This is a genomic window from Acinetobacter sp. YH01018, assembly GCF_013420295.1.
In the GTDB taxonomy this organism is placed as follows: Bacteria; Pseudomonadota; Gammaproteobacteria; order Pseudomonadales; family Moraxellaceae; genus Acinetobacter.
The window spans coordinates 43985-56566 of sequence record NZ_VOYL01000001.1; the positions used below are offsets into that span (position 1 = coordinate 43985).

Genomic DNA, 12582 nt, shown 5'->3' on the forward strand with positions numbered 1-12582 from the left:
TTATTGTTGAAGCTATTATAACAGAAATACTGATTTAAGTCTCATTAATATATCAGTGTTACAAATTACAATTGTATTAAAAGATTTCAGGTTTTTACCCTATCGATCCTTACATGTAGAAAATTACTTTACTGGTATACCCGCAAATAATCTGCAATCAAACGTGCTGCCCAAGATTCAGGCTGTTTAAGGCCCTCATAAAAAATACAGTGGCTGCCCTTTTTAGTGGTCACAACCACAATATTTGGCATCTTCTGAAGGGTTTCCTTATAAGGCTCCAGATTCCGGATATGACACACAGGATCATCTTCCGCATTTAAAATCATCAACGGAATTTTGACATTTTCAAATACATGAATCGGATTGGTGGCCTGATTATAGTCTTCAAAGCTGCTATAGCCTGCCAGTTCAAAATAATAAGATTGAAACTCCAATAAATTCCTGGCAGCAAGCACTTTGGGCAAGGAGGCGGTTTGTTGCCATGTTTCGCTATAAGGATGAATAAAGGATTCAAATAGCTTTTTCGTCATCACTTTACTATAGAAAGGATGTACATTTTGAAAACCCAGTTCAGTGTCATACCCTGGACACAAGGCAAATGCTGCCTTAAACGGTGTTTGCTCGCCTTGTTCTCCTAAATAGCGGACCAATAGTCCTGTGCCCGCAGATGAACCAACCGCATAAAGGCTCGAATCTGGAAATTTGCTTTCAATATATTGAATCTGTTCACGTAAATCATCAGTCGAACCGAACATGGAAATTTTTGGAACAGGCAGAGGTAAATTGGCATGGCCACGGCGCAAACATAAGGCTACACGCCATCCGGTATGTCGATGCAAGTCACGAACCAGCTCGGCCATACTTTCCGGTGTACCCATCAAGGTAGGCATCAACACAATAGTTGGGGTATCTTCAGCAACATGAAGTCCATACCAAGCAATAGCCGTAATCCCTCCATCAGACATGTTTAACTGTTCAATAACCTCATATTGGAGTTGCACCGCTTTTTTTTTAATTAAATCAAAATAGATCAAATGCAGATGTGTATTTGACAGCCACGGCGTTGGACGGTATTTCTGTTTAAGTTGGGGCAAAACTTCAAGCACTTGCCCTGCTTCACCTTGTGGATCATAGTACAGGGTAGGCAATGCCGCACCCGTAATCTGATCGACAATTTCTTGCACCAACTGACCGATTTTATTGACCACAAACTTCATATTCGGTTTACCTCAAAAATGATGTAACGCAAAATACTTAGTACATGTCATTCCATTAACAGTTCATACCTTTACTATACTCTTTATACTTTTGGTATAAAAGCAGCCATACGTTGCCCCATCTGTGCCGCCAATGCTTCCAGACCACTCTTCGGACGCAGCATTACTTCAAAATCAATAATTTGACCATGTTCATTAAACTGAATCATGTCAATGCCCTTGAGTTTTTTTTCACCCACATGGGCGGAAAACTCCAGCACCACATTCATTCCATCTTCAGTATAGAATTCGCGGTGGTAAGTAAAGTTTTCAAAGATCTGGATCACATTACTCAGAATAAAAAATACTACCTGTTTGCCCAGATAAGGGTTGTATGCTACAGGTGAACGAAATACTACATCTTCAGCCAGTAATTCATTCAGAATAGACATGTCACCTGTTTGCAGCATTTCATGCCAGCACGCAATTGCCTGTTTTGTGGTTTCGATTGTCATTTTAGCTTCCTTTTTTGTTTTATATTTTAAATAAAAAGAGTCCCCCTTTGAAAAAGGGAGATTTAGGGAGATTCATCTATTTAATATTAAATAATTAAATCCTCTCCCTAACCCTCTCCTTTAATAAAGGAGAGGGAAAAATTACATATCTATTTGTCTACTTCACCAGAAATCCTGATTTGTAAACAAAAATTGTAAAAGTAGGTTTCAATATTTTTAAATCACAGCCGCTAAGTCAGCCCCTTGACGGATGGCACGCTTGGCATCCAGTTCACCCGCTTCTTTGGCTCCACCAATCAAATGCACATTTTTACCATCCGCTTTCAGTTGATCGAACATCGCGGTGAAAGGTTCCTGACCGGCACAAATCACGATATTGTCGACTTCTAAAACGGTCGGCTGACCATTCACTACAATATGCAAGCCCTGATCATCAATCTTTTCATAGCTGACTCCTGCCAGCATTTTCACTGCACGGTGTTTCAAACCGGTACGGTGAATCCAGCCGGTGGTTTTACCCAGGCCCGCACCCACTGAACTTGCCTTGCGTTGCAATAAGTAAATTTCACGATTGGACTGTTCTACTTGTGCGTGCTTCAATCCACCAACATTTTCATAACGCGTATCAATACCCCATTCATTATAGAATTTTTCAGGATTCAGACTGGCACTATCGCCTTCATGGGTTAAATATTCCGCGGTATCAAAGCCGATACCACCAGCCCCAATAATTGCGACACGTTGACCGACTGGCTTACGTTCTTTTAATACTTCGAGATAAGTGAGTACTTTCGGATGGTCAATACCGTCAATCTCTAAATGACGCGGAGTGACACCTGTCGCTACCACAATCTCATCAAAGTCGGACTGGCTTAATGCTTCATAAGTCGCTGGGTGATTTAAAAGCACTTTAATATTGGGCTGTAATTCAATTTTACGTTTGAAGTAACGCAAGATTTCATAAAATTCTTCTTTGCCTGGAATGGTCTTGGCAATATTGAACTGACCGCCAATTTGATTAGCTGCTTCGAAAATGGTGACCTGATGTCCTCGTTCAGCAGCATAAGTTGCGAAACTTAAACCTGCTGGTCCTGCGCCAATCACGGCAATATTTTTAGTCTGAGTCGTTTCCTTAAAAATCAGCTCCGTTTCATAACAGGCACGTGGATTGACCAGACAAGATGCAATTTTCATGGAGAAAATATGATCCAGACAGGCCTGGTTACAACCAATACAGGTATTGATTTCATCACTGCGGCCCTGTTCTGCTTTTTGCACAAAGAAGGCATCGGCAAGCATGGGACGCGCCATGGAAATCATGTCGGCATGACCCGAAGCCAACACATGTTCTGCCATTTCCGGGGTATTGATACGGTTTGAAGTAATGAGAGGAACCTTGACCAAACCCTTGAGTTTTTCTGTAACCCAGGTAAATGCTGCACGTGGCACCTTGGTGGCAATGGTCGGAATGCGCGCTTCATGCCAGCCAATCCCGGTATTGATAATGGTGGCACCGGCTTTTTCAATTTCCTTGGCCAGTTGCACCACTTCTTCAAAAGTAGATCCGCCATCGACCAGATCCAGCATCGATAATCGGTAGATGATGATAAAGTTTTCACCTACCGCTTCACGGGTACGGCGTACGATTTCAATCGGGAAACGGATACGGTTTTCATAGCTGCCGCCCCATTCATCATCACGATGGTTGGTCCGTGCCGCAATAAACTCATTAATCAGATAGCCTTCCGAACCCATGATTTCTACGCCATCATATCCGGCATATTGCGCCAGTTTTGCACATTGGGCAAAGTCAGCAATCGTTTGTTGTACTTCTGCGCTGGTTAAGGCATGCGGTTTAGTCGGGTTGATCGGTGCCTGAATAGCAGATGGTGCAACCAAGTCGGCCTGATAGGAATAACGCCCGGTATGTAAAATCTGCATGGCAATTTTACCCCCGGCATCATGCACCGCCTGGGTAATCACCTTATGTTTTTCCGCTTCTTGTATAGAGTCTAATTTCGCTCCGCCCGCGAAAGTCAGGCCTGCATCATTCGGTGCAATCCCGCCCGTCACAATCAGCCCGACACCCCCTTGTGCACGTTCTGCATAAAATGCCGCCATACGCTCATAACCACGTGGAGCCTCTTCCAGACCGACATGCATGGATCCCATCAGAACGCGGTTTTTAAGTGTGGTAAAGCCTAAATCTAAAGGCGCTAATAAATGCGGGTAATTAGACATACAATCTCCTTGGCGTGCTTTCTCAGCTGGCAAATATCTTTTAATGCAACTTGTTGCATAACTTATATTCCAGATTTGTTTTTTATGCAACATGTTGCATAATGAAGCTGTAAAGATTTATTGACTGAGCCGTTTATGTCCTTAGCCCATGTTTTATTGACCAGCCTGATTGAAAAACCCAGTACCGGTATTGATTTGGCTCGTCGCTTTGACCGCTCCATGGGATTTTTCTGGAATGCGACCCATCAGCAGATTTACCGTGAACTCAGCGCCATGCAACAAAAGAACTGGATCTCCACGCTTGAAGATCACAGTTCCAATACCCGTAAAAAGACCTATCAGGTTGAAGCATTGGGGCGCGCCGAACTGGCTGACTGGATGGTCAAACAAAGTCCACCTGCGCAATTGCGCGATGATTTAATGGTGCGTTTGCGTGCCGAAGCTCAACTCGGTGGCAATACGGTGTTGCCTGAACTGGAAAGGCACCTGATCTTGCATCAACAAAATTTGAAAATTTACCAAACGATCTTTGCCAAAGATTTTGCCCATGCACAGGATCAGGACCGGACTCTGTTTATTCATAAAATGATTCTGCAACTGGGGATTGACCTGGAAATGGGCTGGATCAAGTGGTTAGAGACCATGATTCCACAGTTAAAAGCATTTGAACATAAGAACTAAAAAAGGACACACGCATGCCACATTACCTGATGCCCGATAATGAACAACTTTTTGTTCGCGAGTTTGGACAAGGACAACCGGTCTTGGTCCTGTCAGGTCTGGGAATGCAAAGCTGGCAATGGCTTCCGTTTCTTTACCGGCATGCTAAAACGCATCGCTTTATTATTCCGGACTGGCGCGGTTTTGGGGGTTCTCAAGGGTGTGCCATTCCCGAACTGGATGCGATTTCCAGTCACTGGCGTGATATTGACAGCCTGATTGAACAGCTTCATTTAAATGATCTTGTAGTGATCGCCTATTCCATGGGTGCAACCACGGCCATGCATGGCATGCAATATGGCAACTTTGCCGAACAGATTGCAGCCTATTTACATATTGACCAGACCCCTAAAATTTCGGTAGATGATAGCTGGGATTATGGTTTATTTGGTCCACAGCATCAGCTGTTTATTTCTATTCTGACCGAGCTGTCGCAGTTGCTGGCTCAGCATCAACACATTCAATATATAAAAGACCTGAATAGCCAAGCCCGCGGACAGCTTGCCAAGCTCTGGCTAGAGTTTATTGGCCTGCAAAATAGCAATAGATACAGTTTAAAAGCCTTTGAATGGGTACTCAACCAGTCGCGATTGCAAAGCTTATTACTGCCCTCTCACCGGGTCGACTATATGGCCTGGTATATCAACAACTATCTGTACCATCAGGAAGATTACCGCGAAGCCCTGCAAAAGCTGCAATGTCCGGTAACTTTTCTCAGTGGCACGCAATCCAGGCTTTATCCGGTGAAAGGTCAAACCTTGATTGCACAAAGCATTGCCCATGCCAAACAAGTCCGTTTTGAAAAATCTGGACATACCCCCTTGCTTAGCGAACCGCTAAAGTTTGCTCGAGAAATGAGCGCATTCTTGAAAGCCAATGCAGCTCATCAACCTTAAACAGCTGAATCAAGTCAGGAGCCAAAATGAAAAAACTGGTGGTCTTTTCCGGTGCTGGCATGAGTGCCGAAAGTGGCATCAACACTTTTCGTGACAGTGATGGCTTATGGGAGCAGTACCGAATCGAAGACGTCGCCACACCTGAAGCCTGGAAACGTGATCCGGAACTGGTCCAGCGTTTCTATAACCAACGGCGCAAAAATATTCTCTCTGCCAAGCCCAATGCAGCTCATCTGCTGATTGCCGAACTTGAAGAGTTTTTTGATGTGCATGTCATTACTCAAAACATTGACGACCTGCATGAACGTGCTGGAAGCAGCCAGGTCATTCATCTGCATGGCAATATCCGGCTGGCGAAAAGCTCCGGACCAAACGCTCAGTACAGCACTGAATTCTATCCGGTCGAAGGCTCTGAGCTGGATTTGAGTAAACACTTCAGCAAGGATGGCTATCCTTTACGTCCACATGTGGTCTGGTTTGGCGAGGCTGTGCCTGCTTATGCCGATGCACAAGACTGCGTACAGGATGCGGATATTTTTATCGTGATTGGCACCAGCCTGCAGGTTTATCCCGTGGCAGGCTTAATTCATGAAATTCCAGCGCATTGTAGCGCTTACTATATTGACCCCAAGGCGGACCGGCAGCGGCTCCCGCCACAATTCCAGAAAATTGTGATGACTGCTACTCAAGGCATGCAACATCTAAAAGAATGGTTAGGACAACAGCACTAAACTGTTCTGTTCAATAGCAAAACGACACAGCAGCCATTGACATAATGCAACAATAATTTTTTAATCTGCTTATTGTTGCATAAATGGAATTCTTAAATGCTGACCGATCTTGATGATTTTTATTGCTTTGCCTTAGTGGTGGAACATGGAGGGTTTAGTGCAGCAGAACGCGCAACCGATATTCCAAAATCAAAATTAAGCCGCCGCGTTTACAATCTGGAAGAACATTTAGGTGTGCGGCTGATCCAGCGCAGTTCCCGCCATTTTGCCGTAACCGACATTGGCATGAATATTTACCGCCATGCCCAGGTCATGATGAATGCTGCACAAGCGGCCCACGATCTGGTCGACCATCTCAGCATTCAGCCACGCGGTGTGATCAAGGTCAGCCTGCCTGTTTCAATTGCGCAAAATGAAATTGCCAAGATTTTACCGAAATTCCTGAAAACCTATCCTGAAATTAAGGTACAGCTCATTGTCAGTAACCGCCGTGTCGATATCATCAATGAAGGCATTGATGTGGCACTCCGGGTACGTTCCAATCTGGATGATGACCCGAATCTGGTTTTACGCAAATTTGAAAATATCGAACAGCACCTGTTTGCCAGCCAGGCCTATCTGAATGAATTTGGCGACTTAAAACAGCCGGAAGATTTAAGCGATCATCAAATTCTCAGCATGTCGGATGAGCATTTAGACCAGTATATTGTTGTACACGATAATAAAAAACAGCAGAAGAAAATCAAGGTCAATCCCGTGGTGATGGGGTCTGACCTGATGATGCTGGCACAACTGGCACGACAAAATTGCGGGATTGTGCTATTGCCTGACAGCATTGTTCAGGACTATGTTCAAAGTGGTGAACTGGTGCGTGTACTGCCGGACTGGAAAGCACCGCATGGTATTTTTCATGTAGTCTATCCTTCACGCCGTGGCTTGCTCCCCGCGGTCCGTGTCTTTATCGACTATTTGGTGGAACAGCTCAGCAAGTATTAATACTCATGCCTCTGCTTGGAAAAACAATCAGGTTTATCTTCAAAGCCTTTGAGTTGTTGCTTGCACCCTACAAACGGCTAGACTGATCACAAAAAAGTAAAATTCACTTGAGTAATACAAAATTTTAGGCAAAAAAAAGCTTATCCGAGGTGGATAAGCTTATAAACTTTAAATAAGGAAAAATAAGAAACTACAGCTAGAATCTATAGTTGTATAGTACAAAGAAAAAATATATAAATCTAATATATAAAATATATTACAAAATAATAATAAAAATAATTTTATTATATAAATCAACAATATAAATTAAAATTAATAGATTTTAAAACTTAATTTGAACATAAAATCAACAATTTTATACCAAAGTATAAAACAATCTATTTCATTTTATCTTTCTCGTTTAAATTTCAGGATATGAACCGGTACCTTCTGGCCAAGGAGATAACAGTTCAAAACCGGTATCCGTTACCGCAACCATATGTTCCCATTGTGCTGTCAAAGAGCGGTCTGCTGTAACAACAGTCCAGCCATCCTTAAGCTCTTTAACACGCGCCTTGCCTGCATTGACCATCGGCTCAATGGTAAAAACCATGCCTTTTTTAAGGATCAGACCTTGACCAGGCTGACCATAATGCAGCACATTCGGCTGTTCATGATAGACCTTACCAATGCCATGACCGCAGTATTCACGGACAATGCTATAGCCCTCACGATGAGCCACAGACTGAATGGCAAAACCGATATCACCTAAAGTTGCGCCCGGTTTCACCGCATGGATGCCGGCTACCATGGCTTCATAAGTGGTTTCAACCAGTTTTTTCGCTTCCGGTTTTACATTTCCGACATAATACATCCGGCTAGTATCGCCAAAATAACCATCTTTAATGATCGCCACATCAATATTGATAATGTCACCATCCTGCAAAATGGTGTTTGGCGATGGGATACCGTGACACACCACTTCATTTGGAGAAATACAGGTGGTTTTGGTATAGCCATAATAGCCCACGTTGGCTGGAATGACTTTTAAGGTATTCACAATGAAGTCATTGCAGATATCATCCAGATACTCGGTACTTACTCCAGGCTTGACATACTTCCCTATCATCTCCAAAACCTGAGCAGCCAAACGTCCAGAAATACGGAGTTTCTCTAAATCTTGCTCAGTTTTAATGGTAATAGTGGAAGCTTTCATTGCATCATCCTCAGAAATAAGGCTTATGATTATAGTCCTTTTACTTTAATTTTGTTTAATATGAGCAGATAAACAGCGGAGTTTTGAGCATTTTTAGTCAACCATGCGGTTAATTTATATACATTTAAACGATCAGTATAAAAAAATCAAAATCTGCTTAAAAAATTAAAAAAGCATAACAGCCTATACTTTTATGCTTTTTACCAATTAATCAAATATATAAATAAACTTAAACTCTTCAGTTGTTCAGTTTAAGAGCTTACTGAACCTCTAAAACTTATAAGCTGCATAAAATGAACTGTAAAAAAGCACTAATATCTTCTAAAATCGCTTTTTTGTTTAATTCCTCTCCCTTTTTATGACGAATCTCCGCACAAGGGATATTATTGCCTTGGGTTTTATGACTTTTGCACTTTTTATTGGTGCGGGCAATATTATCTTTCCACCAATTGTCGCTCAACAAGCGGGTGAACATGTATGGTTAGCTGCTTTAGGTTTTCTTATTACTGCAGTTGGCCTGCCTGTTATCACCATTATGGCACTTTCACGTGTAGAAGGATCAATCCAGAATTTAAGTTCACCTCTGGGTAAAATCGCCAGCCTGATTTTAACCATTGTATGTTACTTAGCTGTTGGTCCTCTATTTGCAACACCTCGTACAGCCACAGTTTCCTATGAAATCGGTTTCTCTTCCTATTTTGGTACATCAAGTAGCAGTCTGCTGATTTATAGTGCAATTTATTTTGCAGTCGTCACTGTTATTTCCTTATATCCCAACAAACTGCTCGATACTGTCGGCCACTTCCTGGCACCTTTAAAGATTATTTCTTTGGCAGTATTAGGTATCTCTGCATTTGTCATTCCTGCTGGGTTCATTTCACCAGCAATTAACAACTATGCGACTGCCCCAGTTTCTGAAGGTTTTGTCAATGGTTACTTAACTATGGACACTTTGGGTGCATTGGTATTTGGTATTGTTATTATTCACGCAATTCATTCACGTGGTGTAACAGATAAAAAACTGGTGACCAAGTATGCCGTGATTGCCAGCTTGATTTCTGGTGCAGGTTTAACCTTGGTTTATTTAAGCCTGTTTAAACTCGGTTTAGGCAGCCATGAAGTCGCTCCAAATGCAGCCAATGGTGCAGTGATCCTGCATGCCTATGTGCAGCATGCTTTTGGTGATATTGGTTCTGTATTCTTGACCGGCATGATTTTCCTGGCCTGTATGGTAACAGCGATTGGTTTAACCTGTGCTTGTGCAGAATACTTTTCGGAACTGACTAAAATTCCTTATAAAATTTTAGTGTTTGTTCTGGTTGGTTTCGCTTTCATCATTTCAAACCTCGGTTTAACCAAACTGATTGCTGTGTCTGTACCTGTTTTAAGTGCCATTTATCCACCAGCAATTGCAGTGATTCTACTGAGCTTCTTGTGGAAATTTTTCAACCGGCCTGCTTATGTGGTTGCACCAGTAACTGCAGTAGCCCTGTTATTCGGTATTTTTGACGGCCTGAAAGTTGCAGGACTTGAAGCCTACTTACCTAGCTTCATTCAAAATCTACCGTTAAACGCACAAAATTTAGCATGGCTGATTCCATCTATTATTGTGCTGATTATTGCTATCGTCATCGATAAAGTTAAAAAATAACTGAGTTGATGTGCTTAAAATCTGGTTTTACCCAAACCTGATTTTAACAGTGATCAATAAAACATCATGTTTTACCCAAACTGGGTTTTATTGTTTACATCCTCATCAATCTAACATGTTTGCTTAAAACATATAAAATTCAATCAGTCACGATTAGACTGATCCTACCGCATCCCGTCCCAAACCTTGATACACTTCTAGACTGGCATCAATATTGCTTCTTTTATATTTACTATTGTTGAGTATCTTGACATCTTTTTAACTAGTAAGAATGAATGAGGAGGATAATTGCATATTCAGAAGAAATATCCAGCATTTATATGTTGAATAAAATCAGGCTATAAACTTATGTCTAACATATTTTTATGACAAAATAGTGACATCAACTATTGAAATGAATCGAAATACCAAGTACAACAATAGAAACTAATCTGACTAAAACAATTAGGTTTAGGTCAATATATAACCGGAGGAGTGGAGATGTTATCATTACATTTCAATAAAGAAATCTTCATTAACGCTCTAAAAGCAAATAAGAATATGGTCACTTATTTGAGTACTACGGTTGCTCTGATTGTGACACTCATTATTCATGGTTTAATTCAAGGCAACTTAAAACCTGAATTCTTTATGTATGCTTTTATTGTATCGGTAGCTTTCTATGTGTGGGCTGTGGTCGATCAGAAATACCGTCAACAAAAGCAGAATACTTCTACAGAATAAAAGATGGGTGAACTATCACCCATCTTAATAATAATTAATCATCCAAAACTTATACCCAAATCACCAACCATCAAGTTAAAACTTTCACCAGGCCGATCATTGTACCAAGCAATAATCCTGCTGTAGCACCCAACTCTCCAATGATCAGAAGAATAATTGCACTACTTAGCATCCATTTTGGCAAATGCCAACGTCCCATTTGATGAGGCTGCTTAAACTGATTGGTCGTATCTTTCAGCCAGCCATGTAACACATAACTTAAAATTGAAAAGCTAAAAAAGAAAAGATTGATCAATACAAAAGTAAAGTTAAGTCCCTCACTCCAAACTGAAAAATGGGCTAGAATTGCAATAATCAGGCTGGCTGGTGCATAGAGCAAGCTACTTCTATGCGCAATATCGACATAATAATGAGCCCGCGCCTGTGCTGAATGACGAATCTGATAATATTTCCATACCCCGGTCAGCATACCCACCCAAAGAAAAACACCACTAAACAACACGGCCCAAGCTACAGCCTGTGTTAAATTTTCCGCTTCCATGCATTTATATCCTTATTTTTTAGATCGTTATTTTGACTTTAAAGTCATGAATTATACAAGTTTCTTTTTAGAACTTGGCTACAGTAGTTACCATATATACTTATTCCATATTCTCCATATGAACACTTTTGAATCATTAACAATTACCTGTAAAGATGGATATTCACTTAGCGGCCGCTTTTATGCAGCCAGCGCTACGCAAAAAAAGAATTACCCAGTCCTCATCTGTCCAGCAACCGGGATTACCCAGAATTTTTATCATGCTTTTGCAGAATGGTTAATCACACAAGGCTATGAGGTTTTGAGTTTTGATTTCCGCGGAATTGGTCGTTCTTTACATGGTCCGGTTAGTCAATCTGAAGCCAGCATTGTAGATTGGGGTAAACTGGATATTTCTGCTGCAATAGAGACCTTGTTATATAAAACTCGAGCCGATCAGGTCATTTTAGTTGGTCACAGTGCTGGCGGTCAGCTTTTGGGGATTGTGCCTAATCATGAAAAAGTAGCCAAAGTTGTTGCGGTTTCAGGTTCAACCGGGCATGTTAAAGGCTTAAAGGGCCGCACCAAATTGCTGGCTTCTGTCATGTTTAATGTCCTTTTTCCATTGGCTCGCATCACCAAAGGTTATGCTCCAACTCAAGCAATTGGAATGGGAGAAAATCTACCTAAAGATGTCGCCAAACAATGGGCACAATTTTGTCGTAAACCGGGTTATGTGATCAATGCGATTGGCAAAAGCGTGTTTGAAGATTATCACACTCAAATTAGCTGCCCGATTACGGTACTGTGGTCATCGGATGATGAAATTGCAACGAAAGCCAACGTAAAGGATTTATTACGCCTGTACCCGAATGCCGATACTCAAATGATTGAGCTAAAACCGAAAAGCTACGGACATAAAACGATTGGTCATATGCTGATGTTTAAGAAGTCTCATCGAAATTTATGGTCGGTGATTGGAAAAGAACTCTTGGCTTAAGCATTTATACATCGCCAATTTTAGAAAATTATGTTCTAATACACTTAGTTTGAGATGAGCCTCTTACAGTATATAAGCTTAGATCTTATATACGACTAGCCCCCTAACCATGGGGCTTTTTAATGCCTAAAATTTATTACTTGTATATGATGAACAAAAATAATGGCGTTCTATAATTTTTATTTAATTCAAAATCCG

At 41.4% G+C, this 12582-nt stretch carries 12 protein-coding genes; 7 read left to right on the forward strand and 5 right to left on the reverse strand.

Features of this window, described 5'->3' with window-relative positions; all coding sequences use genetic code 11:
• Positions 1–128: 128 nt before the first annotated feature.
• The 3 genes from FTT83_RS00215 to FTT83_RS00225 form a co-directional block, all read right to left on the reverse strand.
• Positions 129–1217, reverse strand: a complete 1089-nt coding sequence (locus FTT83_RS00215) for a YheT family hydrolase (protein WP_180043727.1) — start codon at positions 1215–1217, stop codon at positions 129–131.
• Between the two features lie 83 nt (positions 1218–1300).
• Positions 1301–1711, reverse strand: a complete 411-nt coding sequence (locus tag FTT83_RS00220; RefSeq protein WP_180176090.1) for a nuclear transport factor 2 family protein — start codon at positions 1709–1711, stop codon at positions 1301–1303.
• Positions 1712–1927: 216 nt separating this feature from the next.
• Positions 1928–3952 carry an FAD-dependent oxidoreductase gene (locus tag FTT83_RS00225; RefSeq protein ID WP_180176091.1) on the reverse strand — a complete coding sequence of 675 codons (2025 nt, stop codon included), beginning with the start codon at positions 3950–3952 and terminating at the stop codon, positions 1928–1930.
• A gap of 135 nt (positions 3953–4087) precedes the next feature.
• On the opposite strand from FTT83_RS00225, the gene FTT83_RS00230 reads away from it, so the two are divergent.
• The 4 genes from FTT83_RS00230 to FTT83_RS00245 all read left to right on the forward strand — a co-directional run bounded on the left by FTT83_RS00230 (position 4088) and on the right by FTT83_RS00245 (position 7295).
• Positions 4088–4633 (forward strand): PadR family transcriptional regulator, encoded by a 546-nt coding sequence (locus FTT83_RS00230; RefSeq protein WP_180176092.1) that lies wholly within the window; start codon positions 4088–4090, stop codon positions 4631–4633.
• A 14-nt stretch (positions 4634–4647) separates the two neighbouring features.
• Entirely contained in the window at positions 4648–5568 is a 921-nt protein-coding gene (locus FTT83_RS00235; protein ID WP_180176093.1) for an alpha/beta fold hydrolase, read from the forward strand.
• A 26-nt stretch (positions 5569–5594) separates the two neighbouring features.
• Entirely contained in the window at positions 5595–6299 is a 705-nt protein-coding gene (locus FTT83_RS00240; RefSeq protein ID WP_180176094.1) for a Sir2 family NAD-dependent protein deacetylase, read from the forward strand.
• Between the two features lie 96 nt (positions 6300–6395).
• Positions 6396–7295 carry a LysR substrate-binding domain-containing protein gene (locus FTT83_RS00245; RefSeq protein WP_180176095.1) on the forward strand — a complete coding sequence of 300 codons (900 nt, stop codon included), beginning with the start codon at positions 6396–6398 and terminating at the stop codon, positions 7293–7295.
• Positions 7296–7695: 400 nt separating this feature from the next.
• On the opposite strand, the gene map is transcribed toward FTT83_RS00245, so the two are convergent.
• Positions 7696–8490 carry a type I methionyl aminopeptidase gene (map, locus tag FTT83_RS00250; protein ID WP_180043739.1) on the reverse strand — a complete coding sequence of 265 codons (795 nt, stop codon included), beginning with the start codon at positions 8488–8490 and terminating at the stop codon, positions 7696–7698.
• 358 nt (positions 8491–8848) lie between these two features.
• Between map and brnQ the strand changes: the two genes are divergently transcribed.
• Positions 8849–10141: a branched-chain amino acid transport system II carrier protein gene (gene brnQ, locus FTT83_RS00255; RefSeq protein WP_180176096.1), complete on the forward strand. Its 1293-nt coding sequence runs from the start codon at positions 8849–8851 to the stop codon at positions 10139–10141.
• A 480-nt stretch (positions 10142–10621) separates the two neighbouring features.
• The gene (locus tag FTT83_RS00260; RefSeq protein WP_086197385.1) at positions 10622–10864 is read left to right on the forward strand and encodes a hypothetical protein; all 243 of its coding nucleotides are present in this window, start codon (positions 10622–10624) and stop codon (positions 10862–10864) included.
• 70 nt (positions 10865–10934) lie between these two features.
• Here FTT83_RS00260 and FTT83_RS00265 read toward each other — a convergent pair whose 3' ends face one another.
• On the reverse strand, positions 10935–11405 hold the full coding sequence (locus tag FTT83_RS00265) for a hypothetical protein (RefSeq protein ID WP_180176097.1): 471 nt from the start codon (positions 11403–11405) through the stop codon (positions 10935–10937).
• A gap of 118 nt (positions 11406–11523) precedes the next feature.
• On the opposite strand from FTT83_RS00265, the gene FTT83_RS00270 reads away from it, so the two are divergent.
• Positions 11524–12384, forward strand: coding sequence for an alpha/beta fold hydrolase (locus tag FTT83_RS00270; protein WP_180176098.1), 861 nt, complete (start codon positions 11524–11526; stop codon positions 12382–12384).
• The last annotated feature ends 198 nt before the right edge of the window (positions 12385–12582 follow it).